Below are 22,993 nucleotides of genomic sequence, written 5' to 3'. Positions count from 1 at the left end.
TGGCTGTTTACACGCTGCCATAATCTAGTGCCCCGCCAACCCACCGTTGGATGAGGGGCTCGACATGGTCTGGAAAGTCGCGCAAGAGGCAGTTAGCTGCCCTCTGGATTTCGGGCAGCAGTTTGCGGTCGCGGACCAGGTCAGCGATACGTAATTGTAAAAGACCTGTTTGCTTGGTGCCGAGTAGCTCCCCTGGCCCTCTCAATTCCAAATCGCGGCGTGCTATCTCGAAACCGTTAGTTGTTTCTCTGATAGCCGCTAACCGCGCCCGGGCATGCTCCGTCAGCGGCGGCTGGTACATAAGCACGCAGTCACTCTGCATTGTGCCACGGCCGATGCGTCCGCGAAGCTGGTGAAGCTGGGCCAGGCCTAAGCGTTCGGGGTTTTCAATGACCATAAGGCTGGCATTAGGGACATCGACACCCACCTCGATCACCGTGGTTGCCACCAGTAGATCAATATTACCCATCTTGAATCGGGCCATTGTGCGTTCGCGTTCATCGCTTTGCATTCGCCCATGGACGAGTCCTATTTGGACATGGGGCAGCAGCTTTCCCAGACGCTTGGCGGTTTCGGTTGCAGCCTGACATTGGAGGACTTCGGATTCCTCGATCAGTGTGCATACCCAATAGACCTGGCGTCCTTCACGACAAGCGTCCGCGATCCGTTGAATGACGTCCTCTCGCCGGCTGTCGGGCAGCACCACACTCTTGACGGGTTGCCGATTGGGCGGCATCTCATCGATGATTGAGCTATCCAGGTCGGCGTAAGCTGTCATTGCTAAGGTCCGTGGGATAGGCGTAGCGGTCATGATTAACTGATGCGGGTATTTACCATCACGGGCTCCTTTTTCCCGAAGTGCTAAACGCTGGTGGACGCCGAAACGGTGTTGTTCATCAATGATGACGAGTCCGAGTTTGGCAAATTGGACATCCGCTTGAAACAGTGCATGGGTTCCAATCGCTATAACGGGATCTGCGGAGGCGAGACGTGTCAGCATTGTTGAGCGGTCGGCCTTGCGAACCTTGCTGGCGAGCCATAGTGGCTCTACGCCGAGCGGTTCTAGCCACCTCTTGAATGTGCTCAGGTGCTGTTCTGCAAGCAGTTCAGTGGGCACCATCATAGCGACCTGATAATCCGCTTCCAGTGCCTGAAGAGCGGCAAGTGCGACAACCACTGTTTTACCTGATCCGACATCACCTTGGAGCAGCCGCAGCATGGGTATACGGCGATTCATATCTTTTGAGATTTCCTCAACGACACGCTGCTGTGCTCGGGTCAAGGTAAACGGCAGGTTTTCCAATAACTGCCCTTGCAGTTCACCGTTCTCGCGTAGTGCGGGTGCCTCTTTTGTCTGAAGTTCACACCTGAGACGCCTCAGGCTCAAGTGGTGTGCGAGTAGCTCTTCGAAGGCAAGGCGTTGCTGCGTGGGATGGATACCTTCCTCAAGTTCATGAGTTGGCGCGTCCGGCGGTGGCCTATGCACGTACCGAAGCGCCGCTTCCAACCTAGGCAACTGCTGCTCGGCCAACAGCTCATCAGGGAGCCATTCCTTAAGGCCGTTGGGCCGATCACTGACAAGGAACGCGAGTGCTTGGCTAGTCAACTTGCGAAGCGTCACCTGTTGTAGTCCTTCGGTCGTGGGGTAGATAGGGGTCAGGCGCTCTTCGAGCGGTTGGATACGTTCGGGATCGATGCGCTGGTACTCCGGATGAACCATCTCAAGCGTCCGAGCGCCGGGACGGACCGGGCCGTAGCATCTCAGATACGTGCCTTTGGCGAGGCCTGCTTGTTGGGCTGCTGAGAAATGGAAAAACCGAAGTGTTATGGCACCGGTGCCGTCACTGAGACGGCTGAGCAGCGAGCGCCGCCGCCCCAGACGCACTTGAGTTAACTCGATTTGGCCCTGGATCAACGTTTCCTCACCTGCTCTAAGCGCCCCTATTGGCGTGATCCGCGTGCGATCCTGGTAACGCAGTGGCAAGTGGAACAGCAGATCCTGAATAGAGGTGATGCCACGCTGATGAAGTCGTTTAGCAACGTGTGGCCCGACACCTCGAAGGTCTGTCACCGGAGCGGCGATTGAAGGTTGTCTCTCTGCACGTTTGCGCTTCGCGAGACTCATCATGGCTCAATGCTCGACCTATGGGCGGGCGCAGCAAGTGGAGAGTTGACTTCGCGCAGTGTTCAACACGCGATCTACGGTTTGACGTTTGTGAAAGCTTTCAAGTTGTCAGCTAATTGCTGATGACCATTATCGCATCCACTTCCACATTGGCATCCTTCGGAAGTTCGGCAACACCCACTGCCGCACGGGCAGGATAGGGTTCCTGCCAATACTTCGCCATTGCTTCGTTGATTACAGGGAAATGTGCTAGGTCGGTTAGATAGATGGTTAACTTGACGACGTCCGCTAACGTTCCGCCGGCAGCGTGCGCAACCGCACTTAGATTATCGAAGACCTGTCCAATCTGGAGCCGGATATCGCCGTTGACCAGTTCCATCGTCGCGGGTACGAGAGGGATCTGGCCCGATAGGTAAACCGTATTGCCTATCTTGATTGCCTGGGAATAGCTGCCGATAGCCTTGGGCGCCTTTTCCGTTTGGATGATGTGTCGAGCCATGTGATTCCTTCCTAGTTCGCTGTGCGTAGCCTTAGCGCTAACCCACGCTTGATCATTTCTGGACCCTGTTGATACCAGAGACATGTTTGACTCCTCGTACCTTGTGCATAACTCGTGCGAGATGGTTACGGTCTCGGACGGCTATCACGAAAGATAATCTAATATAGCGATCGTCCCGATCTTGCATTTCGACATTCTCGATATTGGCACCTTCGTCGGCAATTGCTGCTGCAACGGTTGCGAGTACCCCGCGTTGATTAGTCACGTTCATGCGGATTGCCGCGGGAAAGTCCCGATCAACTTGGGTCTCCCATTCAACATTTACCCACTTTTCCGGCTCTTTTCGGTACTCTGCAACGTTCTTGCACGATTGGTGATGCACAACAATACCTCGACCGGCGCTCGCAAACCCAAGAATAGGATCTCCGGGGATAGGGTAGCAGCACTTTGGAAATGACACGACCATCCCTTCGGTTCCCTTTATAAAAAGTGGTCGTGCCGATTCGCTGCCACGTTTCCACGGGAGCTTCCAGGGCTCTCTAGGCGAGGGTGCCAGGTGCCGAGCAACAAGCGGTGCCATGCGCTTGCCGAGCCCAAGATCTTCCAATAGGTCATTTTTGTCATTCAGATTGAACGACTTGAGAGTAGTTGCCAGTTGTCGTGGGCTAATATCGTCGAAACTGAGTGAAAAATTCTTCAGCTCAAGATTTAACATCCGCTTACCCAAGGCAATGGCTTCATCGTGCTTAAGATTTTTTAGATAATGGCGAATGGTTAACCGAGCCTTGGCAGTGACCACAAATTGCAACCAAACGGGATTTGGCTTTGCCCCCGGAGCGGTGATGATCTCCACGGACTGGCCTGTGCTAAGGGGCGTGCTGAGGGGCGCGAGTCGGCGATCGATCCTCGCACCAACGCAGGTGTTGCCTACATCCGTGTGTATCGTGTAGGCAAGGTCGACAGCGGTTGCGCCACGAGGTAGTTCTATAATATCTCCCTTTGGTGTAAACACGTATACCTCGTCAGGGAAGAGATCGACTTTGACGTGTTCGAGAAATTCCTCCGGGTTTCCAGCAGTTTGTTGTATTTCCAGTATGCCACGGAGCCATTCCCGAGCTCGCTTGTGAGCAGTTGTCTTTTCCCCTTCGCCTGATTTATATAACCAGTGAGCGGCAATGCCCGCTTCACCAACGTCATCCATCTCTTTGGTTCTGATCTGTACTTCGATTGAAACACCGTAAGGGCCAAATAACACAGTGTGCAGTGACTGATAGCCGTTCGCCTTCGGTATCGCGATGTAATCCTTAAATTTGCCCGGAACAGGTTTATATAGGTTGTGTACCGCGCCCAACACCCGGTAACACGTGTCAACGGTATCTACGATGATACGAAAGGCATAGACATCAAATACCTCTGCGAAGGACAATCCTTTGTTCCGCATCTTCTTATAGATGCCATAAAGATGTTTCTCCCGTCCGATTATTTCGGCCGGTAATTTTTCTTGTTGCAATCGGCGCTTCAGGGCATTTTTGATCTTGTTAACGATTTCTTTGCGATGTCCCCGAGCCTTTTTCACTTGCTCAGAAAGAACACGGTGGCGCATTGGGTGGAGTGCTGCGAACCCCAGTTCCTCTAGCTCAAGACGGATGCTATTCATGCCCAGTCTTTGCGCGATGGGGGCGTAGATCTCTAGTGTTTCGCGTGCAATCAAGCGCCGCTTTTTGGGAGGTAGCGCGCCAAGGGTGCGCATGTTGTGAAGGCGATCGGCCAGTTTGACTAAAATCACCCGGATGTCTTGAGCGACAGCCATGAGCATCTTTCGGAAATTGTGTGCTTGAGCCTCGGCATAGCTGTCAAACTCGATCTGTTTTAGCTTGCTCACTCCATCGACCAACTCAGCCACGCCTTTACCAAACTCCCTCTTGATTTGCTCTTTCGCTGTGGCTGTGTCTTCAATGACATCGTGCAATATAGCGGCGACTAAAGTTTGGTGATCCATGTGCATTCCTGCCAGAATGCGGGCGACTTCCAGCGGATGTTGGATGTAGGGTTCGCCGCTCAAGCGGTGTTGGCCCTCGTGAGCCTTAGCGCTAAACGAGTAGGCGCGACGCACCTTTTTGACCTGATCGGGTTCTAGATAGGTCTCGATCTGGGCTGAGAGGTCGTCGATTTGAGACATCGGGCCTCCGTATAACGAGCCGCTTTACGTAAAAGGCAGGCTATCTAAGTCAGCGAAAGTGCTAATGGCCGGGCACTGGCTACTGTGCTGCACCGCGTAGAGGTTGGCACAAGGTGTACTGCGTGCGCGGCCATCGCCGTCCAGGCAGGGGAAAGACAAAATAACTCTATTTGGCGGGTTCCTCTTCTGATCCATCGGATTCACCGGTTTCATCGGTTTCGGTGGCCTGAATCGTGTCGATGTTTTCATTAGTGATCAGGCCAGCAGCGATCTCGCGCAAGGCTATGACCGAAGCCTTGTCATTATCTTCAGGCACCAGCGGCTCCGCGCCCATAGTGATCTGACGCGCCCGTTTGCTAGCTAGGAGCACGAGATCATAGCGGCTGTCCAGATTCTGGAGGCAGTCTTCAACGGTGACTCTAGCCATCATCAAATCCTTACTAGGTGGATATTAAGTAACTATTCTACTGAATCTGGAATGCATCTGCCATTAGTTGCCTACTGGAGATTTTCGAGTTGCACGGGCAACTAGCCCACAAGGCGGCTGGCCCGGATAATAGCTTGGAGATCTTCGAGGGCCGTGTCGAATTTCTCGTTTAGCACCATATAGTCGTATTCATGGTAGTGCGAAATCTCACTCACCGCATCGTGCATCCGGCGTGTGATTGTATCCTCGTCGTCCGCACCACGCCGCCTTAGCCGACCTTCTAGCGCCTTATAAGAAGGTGGCAGGATGAAAATGCTTACGGTGTCTGGGATGATCTTGCGGACTTGTTGGGCACCCTGCCAGTCGATCTCGAGAAGCACGTTCTCACCGTGGGCAAGTTCATTTTCGACCCAAGCGCGGGAAGTCCCATAGTAGTAGTCAAATACCTTGGCATACTCAAGGAACTGACCGGTTTTTATTCGTCGCTCGAATTCCTCTTGATCGATAAAATGATAATCGACTCCATCGTGTTCACTGGGGCGCTTGGGCCGTGTTGTAAAGGAGATGGAAAGTTGTAAGTCCGGGGTCGATTCCAATAGCGCGTGGACTAGCGTCGTCTTTCCGGCACCGGAAGGCGCCGAGATGATGTACAGTGTGCCCTTTCGCGGCGCTTCCTTGGGCTTTAATTGGGTACTGGATTGTTTATTCAATGTTCTGCACCTGTTCCCGCATTTGTTCAATCAGCACCTTAAGCTCCACTGAGGCGTTCGTACAATCGATGTGGGCAGCCTTTGCGCCGAGTGTATTGGCCTCACGATTCATCTCCTGCATGAGAAAATCGAGTCGCCTACCGACGGGATTGCTTTCTGACAAGACTCTACTTACCTCCGAGAGATGAGCATCAAGTCGATCTAGTTCTTCGGCAACATCCAATTTTTGTGCAAGCAGTAGCATTTCCTGTTCTAGCCGTTCTGCCGGTAGCTCACTACTGAGTTCCTGCGCTTGGCTCTGAAGCCGTTCTTTAAGGCGATTCATAATTGCCGGGAGCCGTTCACGCACGTGCGTCACCACATCTTTGGCCATATCGCATCTTTCTTGGATTAAGGCTTGTAGTTTCGCTCCCTCACGCTGACGTGCTTCAACGAGAAGTTCTAGTGTGGCATCAAGGAGTTCCAGTAGCGGTGTTCTCACAGTGTCCGGATCAGGTGTACCTGCATCGAGTACCCCCGGCCAGCGGAGGAAATCCAGGGGATTTACTGGCGTTGCATTGTCAATTAGCTTTTCAACTTCCCGGCTGGCATTGACGAGCTTTTTTACGAGATCAGTGTTGATTGTTAGATCCTTAAGCGTGCTGCTCGTTGCGTCAACACGCAATGTGCAATCGACCTTGCCACGCTTGACGTGCTGGGCGACCCGTTCGCGCACGGGAGTGGTAAGGATGCGTAGGTCTTCGGGTAGCCGCGCGGTAATCTCAAGGTAACGGTGATTAACCGACCGTATTTCCCAGATGGCGTGGCCCCAGTCCCCCGTGTACTCCTTCCGCTCAAAAGCGGTCATGCTGGCAATCATTGTGTCCGTCACTCCGTGCTGATTTATAGATAATGGTAACCCGTCCGATCCGTGAGGCAAATACCGGAGTGACGACATTAAAGTTATAATCGCAAGCTCCAATCTCCCAGACAGGGGAAAACCTATGCGCCCAAGCGGTCGAGCACAGGACGAACTGAGGGAAATTTCGTTTACTCGCGATTACACTCGCTATGCGGAAGGGTCAGTATTGGTGACGTTCGGTGATACCAGAGTTATTTGTAATGCGAGTGTTGATGAGTCGGTTCCTGGTTTCCTGAAGGGGACCGGTCAGGGTTGGGTGACTGCCGAGTACGGGATGCTGCCTCGCGCCACTGGCACGCGGATGCGGCGTGAGGCAGCTCAGGGACGGCAAAGCGGGCGTACCATGGAGATACAACGGTTAATAGGTCGCTCCCTTCGCGCTGTTTTATCGCCTGAGGAGCTAGGAGAGCGAACGATTGTGGTTGACTGCGACGTGGTCCAGGCCGACGGTGGGACCCGCACCGCTTCGATCACGGGCGGATATATTGCGCTCGTTGATGCGATTGGACGACTGCAAAACGGGAAGTCCGTTAGTACCAACCCAATTCATGGTATGGTCGCTTCGGTTTCTGTCGGCATTTTTCGGGGTTTACCGGTGCTTGATCTGGACTATATCGAGGATTCCGAGGCTGAAACTGATATGAATGTGGTGATGAACGACGCAGGGGCCTTCATCGAGATCCAGGGGACGGCCGAGGGCCATGCCTTCCGCATGGATGAGCTCAATACGATGCTTGAACAAGCTCGTGAGGGTATTGCGCAGATTATTGAAAAACAGCGTGAGGTCTTGCGGGGCTGATTCCAGGTGTTAACGGGGCCATCTCGATCTGTGGTGTTAGCTAGCAGTAACGCTGGCAAGGCGAGAGAAATAGGTGCCCTGCTTGCCGATTTTCAGATTGAGGTTATTCCACAATCACACTTCAATATTCCCGATATCGAAGAAACAGCTTTGACATTCATCGAAAACGCGTTGGCCAAGGCACGTTATGCGGCGAAGTGTTCGGGGCTGCCTGCTATTGCCGATGACTCAGGACTTGCCGTTGACGCTCTGGGCGGGGGTCCCGGCATTTATTCAGCACGCTACGCAGGGAACGGCGCAACGGATCAGCAAAACCTTGAAAAACTTGTGCGCGAAATGGCGCCTGTCTTGGAACAGAAGCGTACAGCACGTTTTCATTGTGTAATGGTGTATCTAGAGGACCCGAATGACCCGATACCGATAGCCTGTCACGGCGTATGGGAGGGCCGAATTGTCTCTGAAGCCAAGGGGACCAATGGATTTGGTTATGATCCTGTTTTCTTTGTTCCGACACATGGCTGCACCTCCGCTGAACTTCCACCTGAAGTGAAAAACCAACTGAGTCATCGCGGACAGGCGCTTAGGCAATTGATAGGCGCGCTTGCAGAACGCTATCACGCAAAGGCGTGATGTTGGCAAAGCTGATCATGAAGGCCCTGCCACCCCTATCGGTATATGTGCACCTACCATGGTGCATTCGAAAGTGCCCTTATTGTGACTTTAATTCCCATGAGATGCGTGAGGAAATCCCTGAGGACGCCTATGTTGATGCCCTGATCAAGGACTTGAATCATGATTTGGTCTATGTAGGCGAACGGCCGATTATCAGTGTATTTATCGGTGGGGGAACCCCGAGCCTCTTCTCCCCTAGGGCTTTGGATCGTCTTCTGTCGGTGTTAAGTGCTCGCTTCTCGATGCCACCCAATGTTGAGATCACGTTAGAGGCCAACCCTGGCACAGTGGAGGCGCAACACATTCGCGCCTATCGAGGGCTTGGAATAAACCGTCTCTCCCTCGGTGTGCAAAGTTTCGACGAGGATAAGTTACGCCGGTTAGGTCGCATCCATGGCCGCGAAGAAGCGCTGTCAGCAATCCAAACAGCACAGAGGGCGGGTTTCGAGAACCTCAATATCGATTTGATGTTTGGCTTACCCGGGCAAGATCAAGGCGGTGTAATTGACGATTTAAAGACTGCGATTGCATATGCTCCTGCACACCTTTCCTGGTACCAGCTCACTATCGAGCCAAATACGGCATTCCACCGTCGCCCACCGCCGCTGCCGGAACATGATGAAATCTGGTTGATGCAGGCCGCGGGACAAGAGCTTCTTGCCGAATGTGGGTATCAGCAATATGAGGTGTCGGCTTTTGCAAGATCCCAGAGATGGTGTGTCCATAACCTTAACTACTGGCAGTTTGGCGACTATATTGGAATCGGTGCGGGCGCGCACAGCAAGATTACGACCGTCCACGACGGCCACATCACGCGTTTTGCAAAATGCAGACACCCTCTTAGTTATATAACGAAGGCAGGTCGATCGGACGTTGTCGATACTAGATGTGTTTTAGGGAAGGAAGACTTAGCACTTGAATTTATGATGAATGCATTGCGCCTTACACAAGGATTTGAAACAGCGCTTTTTACGGAACGCACTGGACTTCCGATCAGTGCTGTAAGGGCGGCGTTGATGCAGGCGCAATCCAAAAAGCTGATTGAATGGGACGGCTATCGCGTACAAGCGAGTGAGCGAGGAATGCGATTTCTGAACGATTTGCTGTGCCTGTTTGTGCCCACCTCATCGGCTGAGCGTATGTCATTGGTTAATCGAATCGAAACAACGGAAGGCAGGGCACTTGGTCTGCCTGCGGCGAACTTAGGCAGGTAAAACGCCCGCGTCATGCATTATCGCTGGAACTAACTAACGACACTTTATTTATCAGGGTATCCACCGTGCGCGCCATGCTTCTCAACGAGCCCGGGCAACCGTTGGTCATGACAAAGGTTGCCCGGCCGGAGCCCGGTCCCGGGCAGGTCCTTGTATCTGTTCACGCTTGTGGCGTGTGCCGGACGGATCTTCACGTGCTGGATGGTGAGCTGAGTGATCCCAAGTTGCCGCTTGTGCTTGGCCATGAAATTGTCGGTACCGTAGTTGAACGAGGAGAAGGCGTTGAGCAGTTTGCTATTGGCGAGCGTGTTGGTATCCCCTGGCTAGGGTATACCTGCGGTGCTTGCAAATACTGTCGGGCAGGGTCGGAGAATCTTTGCGATCAGGCAGCGTTTACCGGTTACAAGTTGAATGGCGGCTATGCAGAATACACTGTTGCTGACCAACGTTATTGTTTTTCTGTTACCGGTGATTACAGTGATGCAGAGGCTGCTCCTTTGCTGTGTGCGGGCCTCATTGGGTATCGTTCACTTTGTGCGGCCGGTGACGCAGAACATCTGGGAATATACGGCTTCGGTGCGGCGGCGCACATTGTGACGCAAGTGGCACGTCATCAGGGGCGCAAGGTTTTTGCATTTACCCGACCGGGTGACGCGAACGGGCAACAGTTTGCCCGCGACCTCGGCGCAGTTTGGGCGGCAGATTCGAAAACACCACCACCCGAGGCGCTCGATGCCGCAATCATCTTCGCACCTGTGGGGACGCTCGTGCCAACTGCGCTGAGAGCAATCGTGAAGGGGGGAACAGTGGTCTGTGCCGGGATCCACATGAGCGATATCCCTTCGTTTCCCTACGATATTCTTTGGGGTGAGCGAAGTATACGATCGGTTGCAAATCTCACCCGCCGTGACGGTAACGAGTTCCTCTCCCTTGCGCCCGAGATTCCGGTCCGTACTGAAGTCGAATGCTTTCCGCTCAGCGAGGCCAACGAAGCCTTGAGCCGATTAAAGGACGGTCAGATCCGTGGGGCCGCGGTGCTGGAGATCGATTCAGTTGGGTGTGGATGAGGGGGGTGGGATCGCGCCTAATCTTCGGTATAGCTGATACGGTAGAGTACCCCCCGGTGATCGTCGGAAACCAATAATGCGCCATCGGGCATATGCAGGACATCGACGGGTCGACCCCAAGCCTTCTCACCTTGGAGCCAGCCGTCTGCGAAGACTTCATCGCCGACCACTTCACCGTTATCGTCAAATTTGACCCGCACGACACGGTATCCAATTGGTACGCTTCGGTTCCATGAGCCGTGTTGCGCCACAAAAGCGTCGTGACGGTATTCTTCTGGGAACATGTCGCCTGTGTAGAAAGCCAGTCCCAAAGCCGCCACGTGCGCTTGAAAATCGACTTTTGGAAATTGAACGTTCAGAGGCGGCGTGTTGTAGGCCCAGCCTGGACTGCGCACGCTTCCGCCTGCGTAGTAAGGAAACCCGAAGTTCAGGCCGGCTGTAGGGGCGGCGTTAAATTCGCCTGGTGGGATATCATCGCCCATCATATCTGTGTTGTTGTCAGTGAAATACAGCACGCCGGTTTTGGGATGGAAGCTCAATCCGACCGAGTTGCGGATTCCATTGGCAAAGATTTCGCTATTGCTGCCGTCCGGATCCATGCGGATGATCGTGCCTTCAATGCCCTGCAGCTCGCAAATATTACAGGCGACACCTACCGTCACGTAGAGCTTATTGTCGGGCCCAAAGCCAATGTAGCGCCAACCGTGATGGGATTTATCAGGCAGGTCTGAAAATTTGATCTCCCGGTCTTGTTCCCAGTTTGCACTTGGATTTCTGCCTCGTAGCGGGTAACGCGTAATTCGATTTTGCTCTGCGACGTAGAGATAATCTCGATGCACCGCGACCCCATTTGCCACTTTAAGTCCGCTCATGATCTTAACGACCTTATCGGATTTGCCCTCTTGATTTTCGTAAGACACTGCGTAAACATCGCTACCCATCGTGCCGACGTAAACAGTGTTAGACGACTTATCAAGCGCCATTGAACGTGCGCCTGGGACTTCTGCAAATATCTCGATCGAAAATCCAGGTGGCAGGTTGATTTGCTCAAGGTGTTTCTCAACACGGCTTTTCGCAGCGACGAAACTAGATAGCGCCAAACACATAGCAATGCCAAGCGCCAGGTAAATAAAACTTCTTGCTGTAGTCACTCTGCCCTTCTGATCGTTATTTTCGCCGGCCTCGCAGTGCTTGGGTTAGTTTGAAGAGACGTATTTCTCACGCCGGACCTTGGGGGTTGGAAAACCAGCCGTATGAAGCTGTTGAGCTGCGGCATCGATCATGTTGGGATTTCCGCATAGGTAGACAATACTGGTGCCAGGATCAAGGTCCAAGTCATTCAATGCGTCTTGTACGTAACCTCTTCGCTCGTGCGGTGCGGGTGTTTCCGGCATTATCCGGCTGTAGCGAGCCTGAAAGTGAAATTCAGGATGTTGCTCGGCAAAATCAAGAAAGTCTTGACCGTAGAGCAGATCATCTGGCCCCCGCACACCAAGAAGTAAAACGGCGCTGAAGTTGCCGTCCTCGAGACGATGACCGAGTTCAGGCAACATCGAACGGTATGGTGTGATGCCTGTTCCTGTTCCAACAAGTATATAGTGGGTTGGTGGATCATCTCGCAGCACAAAGCGTCCAAACGGCCCCGTGGTGTCGACCCGATCACCGGCCTGCATCTCAAATAGGTGATGAGTAGCTCGCCCGCCTTCGACGAAGGTTGCCGCGATCTGTATCGCGTCTGTGGTGCCGGGAATGGTAGCGATGCTGTAGTTACGCAGCAATGTCTTGCTGTCGAAGGGCATATGCATCGTGATGAACTGCCCGGGAACAAATGGCGAACTCTGTCCGTCTTCGCGAACAAACGTCAGCTCCCTGACTCGCGGGGTCACCATGCGGGCAGATTCTAGCACCAATGTAAATTGTTCTCGGGACATCTGATGCACCAATATGTAGGGACCTAGGTTTTAGCCTACAGGTATGGAGTCGCAGTTGTACCACAGTTGACCTCGAGATCTAAAGGGTGAAGGGAATATGCGCCTGCATTGCGATACCGGCCATCCATCGGTTCATCAAACGGTCATTCTGGCGAGTGTGGTCTCAGCATCATGAGGGAGTTGACGAGGTGTTGCTGTCAACGGAAATGCCGGATTGGAATGATCCTAACGGAGCATGCTTCATCAAGGCTTGGCTTTCGGGCAGACGGGCCCGAACTTGTTAAATTTGTGATTTTTTTGTGCGCTAGGGGTCCTCACCGCACATTATCTTGATTACTCTTGTTTTAGTCGTCCTGTTGCCTTGGCTAGCGCAATTGCCATCTCTAGCATGCCACTTGCCACCAGCTTCGGCGTCTTCTCGTCAATTGACTTCGCCGTTCGCAACTTCTTATAGCCCTCTTGGGGGAGTTCTCCAAAATCTTGCTTATATTGGGCAAGGTTTAAGGCAAGTACTCTTGCGCATTCCACCAAGTCTTCTTTGCTGCTCTCGGCGACCAGATCGTCGAGTACTAGGTAGAAGGTCTTGAATCGTTTCAGTTTATCAGAGGGATCGCCCGTCCGGGCGTCAACGCGTTGTGCCTGCATAATGTGGTATACCTCCTTAGTAATTCCGGTCGCCAAACTCGTGAACGGACCGGTTTTTATTTAAATTAGTTGATTTTGAGGTACGGGTCACATGGTAGCTGTGAATATTGTGACCTAGTTCACAGTTTTCGACCTTATTAATTGGTATGTTTCGCCAGTACTAGCGTAAGACCAGCGAGTAAGAAGGCTCAGGAGTAACCTGTGAGTACCCGGATGGTCGCTCGTTGCTTTGCTCGTATTTACTTCCAGCATACGGCTTACGAAATGTCGATGCGAATGACGCGTGCCGCGATGTCAACTGATAAAACCGATCTACAGGAAAAAGGCCAGCAAGCGGGCTCTCACGATAGTGAGATCTACGAAGAACGTAGACGATATCCGAGATTTTTGATTAACCGTCGTAGCACGATACGTGAAACGAGTGGGAATATTTTTCACCATGCGATTGCGCATGATATCTCCGAAGATGGATTGCAGATTCGCTGTGACCACGCGACAGCATATACGCTCTATCCCAGCGACGACGAAATAAGTAGAGATGAAGCGCCGGAAGTTGATGTCAGGTTAAGTCTTCCACTTCGAGAAGGTTTGGTTGAGCTCAGCGCACACTGTAGGACAGTCCACAAATCGGTAATTCCAGAGGACGGCGTCGCGTTTGGGCTACAATTCATAGAGTTCACGGGCGATACGGCTGGAAATCTCGTAAAATTTATAGAAGAGTCTGTGCACGATCAGTAAGATGCCGGCGTTGTCGGGAACGCCTAGTTAACCATCCTCCGAAAAAATTCTCTTCCCATCATGATAATGAGGCTTGCCGCAAGCGTATGTGTGGTCGGGTCATAGCCCGATGAGGACCAGTAGCCACACAACGACAACGTTGACGAGCGCTATAAAGACTGCTGCGCTACCCAGATCCTTGGCCCGTTTCGCCAGCCGGTGGTCCTCGGTGGAGATGCGATCCACAGTGCTTTCGACTGCCGAGTTCAGCAACTCAATCATTAGTACGAGTAATAGGCTGCTGATCATCAGTGCACGCTGTGTCATTGAGGCCGGAATGAGCATCGCTACAATAACCAGTACAACTGCGAGCAGGCACTCTTGGCGGAATGCGGTCTCATTTTTGTAAGCTGATCGGAGTCCCGACAACGAGTAGAGTAGCGCGTACCACACGTGCATGGGCCCGGTCTTGGATTCTTGTGGGTTTTCTGACATGGCGACATCGCTGTGCTATCTGTTTTCCTTCGTAGAATAGTGCTTTAGAACTACCAGCGGCGATCATGACGCATTATCAAATAAAGGTATATAGTGCTCATGGGTGTGCAGCCGCCACGAATCTTCCAGTGCGTCAGCCGAGCGCAAAGAATTAAACTTGGCGCTGCGCCGTATTGACAAGGTATTACTGGTTATTATCGTGAGGCACCCAGAGTCGTGCGCCTCAGTATGGAACTGGCAATGTTGCTATTCTGACTTCCCTGCGACGTTTCGTTGGGCTCCCTTTCCCAATCCCCATGGGGACTCGTTAAACCATTGAATGAACTGCAGGCTGTTGATCGGTTTACTCAGATAGTATCCTTGTAACAAATCGCAGCCCTGTTTCTCAAGAAGCGTCCACGCTTCCTGATTTTCAACACCCTCGCCCGCGACCTTGAGGCCTAGGTTGTGACCCAGCTCAATGATGGCATGCACGATCACCGCGTCATTTTTATTTTCTACCATACCGATGACAAACGATCGATCAATCTTGATCTCGCTTATGGGTAGTTTGCTGATATAAGCCAACGACGAGTAACCCGTACCGAAATCATCAATTGAGATCCGCAACCCCATGCTCGTAAGCCGGGTAAGCACGTCAAGGGCACGCTGTTGGTCGACCATGATGCTGCCCTCGGTGATCTCCAATACCAACCACTCAGGATTAACTTCTGAGGATGCCAGAAGTCCGGCAATGACGTCCGGAAGATGTGGATCGTGCAGGTCACGGGCTGAAATGTTTACGGCAATTCCTATTTCAAGGCCAGAGCCGCGCCAGACTGCACACTGGCGAATCGCGCGCTTGAGCACCCAGTGCGTCAATGGCTTGACTAAGCGTGTGCGCTCGGCCATGGGTATGAAATCCGCCGGTGAAATGAATCCTTGTCCCCGTTGATTCCAGCGAACAAGAGCTTCAACCTCATCTACTCGGCCGGTGTGCAAGTTGACCTTAGGCTGATAGTGAAGGATCAGTTCGTCGTGTTCGATTGCCTGACGCAACTCGCTCATCAACGCTAGACGCCGCGGGTTAAATTGCTCCTGCTCTGGCGAATACACGGCAAAGCCATCATGCGCCTGCTTGGCTGCGCTCATAGCGAGCTCAGCACGCTGGAGCAGCGTCTCGGGATCCGTACCATGGTCAGGGTAAAGTGTTATCCCAATACTTGCCTCCACTTCAAAGTTAAAGCGATCGACGGCAAACGGAAGTTCAAGCGCTTTGTGCAATCTTCGTGAGAATTGTGTTATGGCATCTGGGGATGGCGGATCGTAAAGCAGTATTCCAAACTCGTCACTACCGATCCGGGCAATTGTATTGGGCCTCTCGATCGTTGCTTCGAGGCGCGAGGCGACCTGTTTGAGTATCAAGTTCCCGTTGTCGTGCCCTAGCGTGTCGTTGATCTCTTTGAATCGGTCCAAATCCAGGCAAAGTACGGCAAGTGGCTTGTTTTCGCGGTGTGCAATGACAAGCGCCTGCTGCAACCGATCGGCAAGCAACACGCGGTTTGGCAGGTCAGTTAATGTATCGTGGGTTGCGCGATGTAACGCTTGCGTTTCCAACGCAGCAGTTTGAGCTCTAAGAGCATCCGCTTGATAGGTGGACATTGTGCCTGTCTGCTGGGCCATCATCGTGCTTACATAACGACCTAAGAATGCGAATGCAAATGGAAGAAGATCCACAACCCATAAGGCGTATCGTGTTTTCTGTGCGTAAATGAGACTCTCTAAGGTAATTGTGCCCGACCCGAGAAAGCCAACAACCAGGGTTGTAATGATGACAGCAACTAACCCGATCAGGAAGCCTACCAGCGTGGCTTCATTAATCGTGCTCATCAGTTGCTTGCTGTACTGGGTCTTGTGTTCGGCGGATAGTGACATTGGAGCTCGCTCCTCGCCCCATGCTTTGATATTCAGCATAAACCTCTTTTTTCTATAATTCAGCTGGTAAATCAGCAAGTTTCGTGACCAATGTCACAGTTTGTTTATATCCGATGTGCAGGCCCCGAGTTAAACAGTGTGAATGTGTTCTAGCTTAGGCAGCCCGAATGGGGTCAAAGGTGCTGGCGTCGGCCATCGCCCAGTCCTCCGCGAACTGGGGATGGGTTGTCCCTTCAAGTAATTCATTGGGTTCCAACCACTTGAACGCTTTACTGGCTGGCAGTAAGGTTTTTGAATCCCGACGTATAAAGAAATGACATGGTCTCATCTCCTAATTAATTCCGGTCGTGGGACGTAAGGAAGCAGAATTTCCCGACCGATCGTGGTGCCGGTTCAGGACAGTGGAACAAACATCGCACTAATTCAGGGCGCGGTCAACCTGTGCAGTGGGCTTCGCGATCGAGCCCGATACGTTGCGCTCACCATAGGAAGCATCCTATGATAAGTTCAAATCAACGATAATATCTTGCGAACTTTTAAGATACTCTCCACAAACGATGTCAGTTCAAAAGTGCATTAAGCTGATTGTTTTGATCCCTCTTTTTACGGGCGCTGTAGTTTTTGCAGGATGCAGCGAGACTGAACCGGAAGCGACAAAGCTGGCAACAGACGCGCAGATTAAACACGGTGCCTATATGGCACGCGCGGCAGACTGCATTGCCTGTCATACGGAACCAGGGGGCGAGCCCTATACGGGGGGCCTTCGCATGGACACCCCGTTCGGCCCGATTTACTCACCCAACATTACGCCGGATGACGAGACCGGCATTGGACTCTGGACGCAAGAAGAGTTCTATCAGGCCTTACATGACGGCGTGGGGAGGCACCACAAGTACCTGTATCCGGTCATGCCCTTTTCTTTTTACACGAAGATGACCCGCGAAGACGTGGATGCCATTTACGGTTACCTTAAATCGTTGAAGCCGATCAACAGGCCGCCAAAAAGGAACGACTTGCGTTTCCCGTTCAACGTGCGCTTGACGATGATTGGCTGGCGGGAGCTTTTCTTCGATGCGGGAACCTACGTTAAAGACCAGACAAAATCTGCCGAGTGGAATCGTGGGGCCTATCTGGTCGAGGGTCCGGGGCATTGTTCTGCCTGTCATTCCCCGCGCAATATCATGGGTGCGATTGAAGAGGAAAAGCAATTCACAGGGGCTGAGGTAGATCACTGGTTTGCACTCAATATCACTTCCGATCTGCGATCTGGCATTGGTGATTGGTCGGTAGACGAGCTGGCTGAATTCTTGAGAACGGGCACGAACGCGAAGAAAACCACCGCGCTCGGGCCAATGGCAGAGGTTGTCCATGACAGCCTATCCCATTTGACTGATACCGACATCCGCGCGATGGGGGTGTACTTGAAGTCGATTAAACCCGTTGATACGGTCGATGAAACCGTTCCGATGGAGGTCGCGATCACATCAGCCGCATGGCGGAAAGAGGCCGCGCTGATTTATCTCGATAACTGTGCTGCCTGTCATCAAGCCAAAGGCGCAGGCATCCCCGATGTTTTCCCTCCACTCAAGGGTAACCCGGTCGTCAATGCCTCTTCTCCGGATAATGTCATACAGGTTGTGCTCAAGGGCATACCTAAACAGGGGAAATATATTCCCATGCCAAGCTTTGCATCGAGACTTTCGGATCAGCAGATTGCCGACGTTTTGAACTACGTACGTACCAGCTGGGGCAATACGGCGGCCCCCGACGTCACGCCCGATATGCTTGCTGAATGGCGTAAGGCGCAATCGGAGTAATGGAAATTCGGGGATTCAATTGGAAAATTGCCAAGTCTTGCGCTGACGCTTAACTAACCATCGTTCATCATGTATCCGAATCGTTATGCGTTCCCTCGTTCTTTACTTAGCCGCAGGCTTTGCTGAGATTGCCGGCTGTTTTGCCTTCTGGGCTTGGGTCCGTCTCGGCCGCAGCCCCTGGTGGGTAGTCGCCGGAACGATCTCACTTATCGTATTTGCCTATCTCTTAACGAAGGTGGATGCTCGCTTTGCAGGACGCGTTTTTGCCGCCTATGGGGGCGTTTATATCGTCGCCTCGTTGCTGTGGCTTTGGGTGGTCGAGAGCGTCCGGCCCGATCGCTGGGATGCGTTAGGTGCAGCAATCTGTCTGGTCGGAGCCGCCGTCATTTTGTTTGGGCCACATGCTGTTGCGTGATCCGCCCGGTCGGCGGGCTTGGACGATTGCGCATTTACCTAAATCGACGCTAGCCTCAAAAGGTCCAAGTCCTTTGATATCGCCCTATCTGGGCCCTTCACTATCGCCCTGTATTCAAGCCTTGACTCCGTACTTAGGTACAGGGTCTATCCTTAATATCAGTATTGTGGAGTGACAGTGATGAAAGCATTGACGATTGGGCAAGTTGCGGACCGTGTGGGCATTGGTGTGGAAACCGTCCGATTCTATGAGCGCAAAGGGCTAATCCAGCAGCCACCTAGGAAGGATAATGGCTACCGCCGGTATTCAGAAGACGCGGTTGCCCGTCTACGTTTCATTCAGCGCGCCAAGACGCTTGGGTTTTCCCTTAGGGAGATCGGAGAATTATTTGATATCAGGCGTGACCCGACAACGACTTGTCGGGATATACAAAGCCGAGCGGAGTCGAAGCTTTCCGATATAGAGGAGAAGATCGAAGGCCTTCGCCGGATGTCGGAGGTCCTGATAAAGCTCATTGACGAGTGCGCGGGTGAGGGGCCCACTAGTGAATGCCCGATCCTGGAAGCGCTCGATGTCGGGGTAGAGAAAGAATGAGGACCGTTGAACTGATCTACGATGCAGACTGCCCCAACGTCAAGGACGCGAGAATCCAATTGCTCCATGCCTTTGCTGAAGTCGGCCTACAGCCTCATTGGACGGAATGGGATAGAAACAGTGCAGAGAGCCCTGCCTATGCGCGTGGTTATGGATCCCCCACCATTCTTGTGGATGGTAAAGATGTAGCAGACGCCATGCCCGCGGCGGCCAATTGCTGCCGGATCTACGATGGCCCAGGGGGGTGGGCACAGGGCTTTCCAAACGCCGGGACGATCAGGGATGCATTGATTGCAGTGTCACAACACGCAATCGGTGTTAGAACAGGCAAGGTGAAAAATACGGGCTTTTGGGCCGCTATCCCTGTGATTGGAGTAGCGTTACTGCCCAAGGTCGTGTGTCCACTTTGTTGGCCAGCCTACACGGCATTACTCGGTGTCCTGGGTCTAGAGTTCGTCGACTACACGCCATATCTATTACCACTTACGCTGCTCTTTCTAGTAATCGTCCTGTCGGTCATGGGCTTTCGAGCGCGGGCAAGTAATCAGAGCGGCCCCATTATCCTGGGCGTACTTGCGTCAATTGGTATCATCGTGGGTAAGTTTGTCTATGGCTTTTCACCGGCCATATACGGGGGAATTACATTATTGCTCATTGCGTGTGTCTGGGATTTGTGGAAGGGACGAACCGCGCAACAAAGCGCTTGTCCTTCCTGCGACAACACCTAGCTGTTTGTTCAACGTTTGAAACAAGATTGATGCGAGGTACATTATGATGCAGACAAAGCGCAAGATTGAGGTGTTCAGTGCCGGTTGCCCAGTTTGCGATGAGACTGTGGCGCTCGTGAATTCTATTGCCTGTCCATCCTGTGAGGTGTCGGTGTTGAATATGAACGAACCCACAGTTGCAAAACGTGCTAAAGAATTGGGTGTCCGCTCTGTGCCGGCTGTCGCAATCGATGGCAAGCTCGCGTCATGCTGTGAGAGCCGGGGTCCTGACGAGGCGACCCTTCGCGCGGCAGGTTTGGGGCAGCCTCTCCGATAAGTTCCTTTTTTTGGGGCTTACGGGGGCTCCGCCCAGCATGATGGACCGCACGCGTAAAAGAGCACTTTCGATCACGACTTCCCTAGGTTCTGCTAAGGTCAGCCTAGCATGCGGTTTTTCCTATTCACAGTGCGCTCATATGACCAATTGAGTAATTAGCCATGAGGTTTTCTGTCGTAGAATCAAGAATCCTGAACGCCGCGATTTAGGAGATAAAAAATGAAAATGCTTATTTGCCCTGCCTGTGGTTGTTCCTTGGTCAGATTAGGCATCAGCGAAGATAAGGCGGCTCAGTATAACTATAAAGGTGAAGAACGCCGTTTCTGTTGCCAGAAATGCGTTGATCTGTTTGCGACCGATCCCGAGAAATACCTTCAGCGAACAAGTGATGTGATCGTATGCCCAACCTGTTTAGGTGAGAAACCACTGGCGCGGGCCGCCACGATGAAGCATGCCGGGCAGGAAGTGCACTTCTGCGATTGTCCAAGTTGTATGGAAGTTTTCCAGAAGGATCCGGACTATTACATTAAACGTCTACAAGGTGCGTTGCCTCATGAGGGTGTGCGTGGCCACGACGGAGGCAGTATCAAGCCAGCCTAGAACCCGCAGCCGGAATCGAGGCACCGGGTAGATACGTCGGGATCAAACATTAGAGGAATGCGGCCGATTACTTGTTATCAAGCGAACGGCTGACCCACTTCGTGGCAGTTAGTGCGGAGCATCTCCGAATGTTGAACTCGTCGGTTGAGGAGAGGAGGTTTGAATGGCATCGAAATCCTATGATCTGATTGCTATCGGAACCGGAACTGCGGCCTCCGCGGTGGTATGGCCCTGTCGTAGCGCAGGACGGACTGTAGCGGTGGTCGATTACCGTCCCTTTGGTGGTACATGCGTGTTGCGCGGTTGTGATCCCAAGAAAGTGCTCATCGCTGCGGCCGAGGCGATCTACTGGGGGCATCGCTTGAGCGGGCGAGGGGTTCCTGCTGACGATGCGGGGATTGACTGGCACGAGCTCATGGCCTTCAAGCGCACGTTTACCGACCCCGTGCCAGAAAGGCTTGAAAATGGATTTGCTAATGCTGGGATCGACGCATTCCACGGACAGGCAAAGTTTGTTAGCCCCACTACGCTTCGCGTTGGTGATGATGACCTAGACGCCAAACACATTGTGATCGCCTCCGGTGCCATTCCAGCCAAGCTTGGGATCCCAGGGGAGGAGCACGTGATCATGAGCGAGGCGTTCCTCGAACTTGACGAGTTACCGGAACGCCTCGTTTTTGTGGGTGGCGGCTACATCTCCATGGAGTTCGCGAACGTGTCCGTACGTGCCGGTGCCAAGGTCACTGTCCTCCATCGAGGTCCGCGCCCCCTTGAGAATTTCGATCCCGACTTAGCTGACAAGGTGGCAGAGGCAGCTCGCCACAGCGGCATCGATCTGAGGTTGAACTCTCAGGTTGACCGTATTGAGCAGAGCGCCGATGGCTTTGTAGTGACAGCGTCATCGCCGGAAGGTCCGCAGACCTTTGAGGCCAACCTAGTGGTTCACGGCGCGGGCCGCGTTGCCGAGCTCGACGGTCTTGACCTGACAACGGCTGGTGTCGAGCAAGGGAGACGGGGAGTCGTGGTCAACGAGTATCTGCAGAGCGTCTCGAACCCGGCGGTTTATGCCGCGGGCGATGCAGCCGAGACGGAAGGACCACCCCTCACACCGGTCTCAGGGCTTGAAGGTCGGGTTGTGGCGACGAATCTATTGAATAGAAACAAAGTGCGCCCGAATTATGCCGGTATACCGACAGTCGCCTTTACCCTCCCGCCCATTGCTGCAGTGGGACTCAAAGAGAAAGAAGCGCAGAAGAAGGGGCTTAAGTATCGCGTGAACTATCAGGATACGTCAAGCTGGTACTCATCGCGGCGTGTGGGTGAGCAGCACTCGGCGTCCAAGGTACTCGTCGAAGAAGGAACCGAACGAATCCTTGGCGCGCACCTGCTAGGGCCGTCCGCCGATGAACTGATCAACTTTTTTGGGCTTGCCATGCGCCGCGGACTGACCACAGGGGATCTGAAAGACGCCGTATTTGCCTATCCAACGCACGCGTCGGACTTGGGATATATGCTCTGAAGGGTTAGATTCTGGAAGAACGGAACATGGAGGTGGGGGTGTATGTTGTGATTGATCGTTTAATCGGCAGTCGTAATCAATGGCGAGCTTGCTTCATGCTGTGAGGGACGGGGTCTTGACGAGCCGATGCTTCGCGCAGCAGGAGTGGGGCAACCGATCGAGTGAACTTTTTATTGTGGGGCGAGCCCAGCGCCACATATGGCGATTGCCCGGCTATCAACGTCATCCGAAGCCGTTTAGCCTTTTCCTTCGAAAGCAGAACCCCATTTGGCGCAACGCGATTCCTTACCGACCGCCTTCCGGCGGCCAACGGTTCGTTTCCAGGAAGGGATAACACCAGACGGTTCATTGAGCATCCGTTATGCTTATGACATCGCGGTGCCGGTTCACGTAATCGAGCGCGTAACTGAGTTCCCCTCGAGTCTCCGCATGCACCATAAACAGCGGTTGGCCTAAAGCAACTGAGTCACCCAAACGTACGGCCAGATGAAGTCCCGCGACCTTAGCCCTTGGTGCACCGGCGAGCTTGGCAGTCCGAGCTAGTTTACGATTATCGATCGCCCCGATCTGCCCGGCCCTATTCGACGATCAATTTACCGCGCAGCATGCCCATCTGACAGGCGAATTCGTATTCACCCGGCTTAGCGGGAAGAAACTCGACCGCCACGGTTTGACCGGTGGGTAGCTGTATGCTTTTACCGTAGTCCGG

General features: G+C 53.0%; 25 protein-coding genes. 12 read left to right on the top strand and 13 right to left on the bottom strand.

The features are described 5' to 3' along the window. Nucleotides 1-7: 7 nt before the first annotated feature. From recG to O6944_02640, 6 genes are all read right to left on the bottom strand, one after another. The gene (gene recG, locus O6944_02665; GenBank protein MCZ6718042.1) at nt 8-2,125 is read right to left on the bottom strand and encodes an ATP-dependent DNA helicase RecG; all 2,118 of its coding nucleotides are present in this window, start codon (nt 2,123-2,125) and stop codon (nt 8-10) included. A gap of 112 nt (nt 2,126-2,237) precedes the next feature. Beyond that, nucleotides 2,238-2,624, bottom strand: a complete 387-nt coding sequence (locus tag O6944_02660) for a RidA family protein (protein MCZ6718041.1) — start codon at nt 2,622-2,624, stop codon at nt 2,238-2,240. 52 nt (nt 2,625-2,676) lie between these two features. Continuing rightward, nucleotides 2,677-4,803: a bifunctional GTP diphosphokinase/guanosine-3',5'-bis pyrophosphate 3'-pyrophosphohydrolase gene (gene spoT / locus O6944_02655; protein MCZ6718040.1), complete on the bottom strand. Its 2,127-nt coding sequence runs from the start codon at nt 4,801-4,803 to the stop codon at nt 2,677-2,679. Nucleotides 4,804-4,969: 166 nt separating this feature from the next. Continuing rightward, on the bottom strand, nt 4,970-5,230 hold the full coding sequence (rpoZ, locus tag O6944_02650) for a DNA-directed RNA polymerase subunit omega (protein MCZ6718039.1): 261 nt from the start codon (nt 5,228-5,230) through the stop codon (nt 4,970-4,972). 101 nt (nt 5,231-5,331) lie between these two features. Then, nucleotides 5,332-5,940 carry a guanylate kinase gene (gene gmk / locus O6944_02645; protein MCZ6718038.1) on the bottom strand — a complete coding sequence of 203 codons (609 nt, stop codon included), beginning with the start codon at nt 5,938-5,940 and terminating at the stop codon, nt 5,332-5,334. Further along, the gene (locus O6944_02640) at nt 5,933-6,799 is read right to left on the bottom strand and encodes a YicC family protein (GenBank protein MCZ6718037.1); all 867 of its coding nucleotides are present in this window, start codon (nt 6,797-6,799) and stop codon (nt 5,933-5,935) included. Before O6944_02640 ends, gmk begins: the two co-directional genes overlap by 8 nt. Before the next feature lie 124 nt (nt 6,800-6,923). Here O6944_02640 and rph point away from each other — a divergent pair, with 124 nt between their 5' ends. The 4 genes from rph (at nt 6,924) to O6944_02620 (ending at nt 10,593) form a co-directional block, all read left to right on the top strand. Next, on the top strand, nt 6,924-7,640 hold the full coding sequence (gene rph / locus O6944_02635; protein MCZ6718036.1) for a ribonuclease PH: 717 nt from the start codon (nt 6,924-6,926) through the stop codon (nt 7,638-7,640). A gap of 6 nt (nt 7,641-7,646) precedes the next feature. After that, entirely contained in the window at nt 7,647-8,270 is a 624-nt protein-coding gene (rdgB, locus tag O6944_02630) for an RdgB/HAM1 family non-canonical purine NTP pyrophosphatase (protein ID MCZ6718035.1), read from the top strand. Continuing rightward, nucleotides 8,270-9,526 carry a radical SAM family heme chaperone HemW gene (gene hemW / locus O6944_02625; GenBank protein MCZ6718034.1) on the top strand — a complete coding sequence of 419 codons (1,257 nt, stop codon included), beginning with the start codon at nt 8,270-8,272 and terminating at the stop codon, nt 9,524-9,526. Before rdgB ends, hemW begins: the two co-directional genes overlap by 1 nt. Nucleotides 9,527-9,591: 65 nt before the next feature. Continuing rightward, the gene (locus O6944_02620; GenBank protein ID MCZ6718033.1) at nt 9,592-10,593 is read left to right on the top strand and encodes a zinc-dependent alcohol dehydrogenase family protein; all 1,002 of its coding nucleotides are present in this window, start codon (nt 9,592-9,594) and stop codon (nt 10,591-10,593) included. 17 nt (nt 10,594-10,610) lie between these two features. On the opposite strand, the gene O6944_02615 is transcribed toward O6944_02620, so the two are convergent. The 3 genes from O6944_02615 to O6944_02605 all read right to left on the bottom strand — a co-directional run bounded on the left by O6944_02615 (nt 10,611) and on the right by O6944_02605 (nt 13,169). After that, complete coding sequence (locus O6944_02615) at nt 10,611-11,744, bottom strand: PQQ-dependent sugar dehydrogenase (protein MCZ6718032.1); 1,134 nt, start codon at nt 11,742-11,744, stop codon at nt 10,611-10,613. A 45-nt stretch (nt 11,745-11,789) separates the two neighbouring features. Continuing rightward, complete coding sequence (locus tag O6944_02610; GenBank protein ID MCZ6718031.1) at nt 11,790-12,524, bottom strand: FAD-binding oxidoreductase; 735 nt, start codon at nt 12,522-12,524, stop codon at nt 11,790-11,792. Between the two features lie 333 nt (nt 12,525-12,857). Further along, nucleotides 12,858-13,169 (bottom strand): hypothetical protein, encoded by a 312-nt coding sequence (locus O6944_02605; GenBank protein MCZ6718030.1) that lies wholly within the window; start codon nt 13,167-13,169, stop codon nt 12,858-12,860. 291 nt (nt 13,170-13,460) lie between these two features. Between O6944_02605 and O6944_02600 the strand changes: the two genes are divergently transcribed. Further along, on the top strand, nt 13,461-13,907 hold the full coding sequence (locus O6944_02600) for a PilZ domain-containing protein (GenBank protein ID MCZ6718029.1): 447 nt from the start codon (nt 13,461-13,463) through the stop codon (nt 13,905-13,907). 99 nt (nt 13,908-14,006) lie between these two features. Here O6944_02600 and O6944_02595 read toward each other — a convergent pair whose 3' ends face one another. Further along, entirely contained in the window at nt 14,007-14,381 is a 375-nt protein-coding gene (locus tag O6944_02595; protein MCZ6718028.1) for a diacylglycerol kinase, read from the bottom strand. 246 nt (nt 14,382-14,627) lie between these two features. Next, entirely contained in the window at nt 14,628-16,295 is a 1,668-nt protein-coding gene (locus O6944_02590; GenBank protein ID MCZ6718027.1) for a bifunctional diguanylate cyclase/phosphodiesterase, read from the bottom strand. 557 nt (nt 16,296-16,852) lie between these two features. On the opposite strand from O6944_02590, the gene O6944_02585 reads away from it, so the two are divergent. The 7 genes from O6944_02585 (at nt 16,853) to O6944_02555 (ending at nt 22,284) form a co-directional block, all read left to right on the top strand. Then, nucleotides 16,853-18,112: a cytochrome c gene (locus O6944_02585; protein ID MCZ6718026.1), complete on the top strand. Its 1,260-nt coding sequence runs from the start codon at nt 16,853-16,855 to the stop codon at nt 18,110-18,112. A gap of 85 nt (nt 18,113-18,197) precedes the next feature. Further along, nucleotides 18,198-18,527: a YnfA family protein gene (locus tag O6944_02580; GenBank protein ID MCZ6718025.1), complete on the top strand. Its 330-nt coding sequence runs from the start codon at nt 18,198-18,200 to the stop codon at nt 18,525-18,527. A 180-nt stretch (nt 18,528-18,707) separates the two neighbouring features. Then, a complete protein-coding gene (locus O6944_02575) occupies nt 18,708-19,121 on the top strand; it encodes a MerR family transcriptional regulator (GenBank protein ID MCZ6718024.1) in 414 nt (137 codons plus the stop codon). Continuing rightward, a complete protein-coding gene (locus tag O6944_02570) occupies nt 19,118-19,849 on the top strand; it encodes a hypothetical protein (GenBank protein MCZ6718023.1) in 732 nt (243 codons plus the stop codon). Before O6944_02575 ends, O6944_02570 begins: the two co-directional genes overlap by 4 nt. Nucleotides 19,850-19,895: 46 nt before the next feature. Further along, nucleotides 19,896-20,165, top strand: a complete 270-nt coding sequence (locus O6944_02565; protein ID MCZ6718022.1) for a thioredoxin family protein — start codon at nt 19,896-19,898, stop codon at nt 20,163-20,165. Nucleotides 20,166-20,390: 225 nt separating this feature from the next. Further along, nucleotides 20,391-20,765: a YHS domain-containing protein gene (locus O6944_02560; GenBank protein MCZ6718021.1), complete on the top strand. Its 375-nt coding sequence runs from the start codon at nt 20,391-20,393 to the stop codon at nt 20,763-20,765. 163 nt (nt 20,766-20,928) lie between these two features. After that, a complete protein-coding gene (locus O6944_02555; protein MCZ6718020.1) occupies nt 20,929-22,284 on the top strand; it encodes an NAD(P)/FAD-dependent oxidoreductase in 1,356 nt (451 codons plus the stop codon). 345 nt (nt 22,285-22,629) lie between these two features. Here O6944_02555 and O6944_02550 read toward each other — a convergent pair whose 3' ends face one another. Together O6944_02550 and O6944_02545 are read right to left on the bottom strand one after the other, a co-directional pair. Next, complete coding sequence (locus tag O6944_02550; protein ID MCZ6718019.1) at nt 22,630-22,842, bottom strand: hypothetical protein; 213 nt, start codon at nt 22,840-22,842, stop codon at nt 22,630-22,632. A 19-nt stretch (nt 22,843-22,861) separates the two neighbouring features. After that, nucleotides 22,862-22,951 carry a cupredoxin domain-containing protein gene (locus O6944_02545; GenBank protein ID MCZ6718018.1) on the bottom strand — a complete coding sequence of 30 codons (90 nt, stop codon included), beginning with the start codon at nt 22,949-22,951 and terminating at the stop codon, nt 22,862-22,864. Nucleotides 22,952-22,993: the final 42 nt, after the last annotated feature.

It is taken from the genome of Gammaproteobacteria bacterium (assembly GCA_027296625.1).
GTDB lineage: Bacteria > Pseudomonadota > Gammaproteobacteria > JAKEHO01 > JAKEHO01 > JAKEHO01.
The sequence above is the reverse complement of the archived record's forward strand: the minus strand, read 5'-3'. Positions and strand labels throughout refer to the sequence as shown.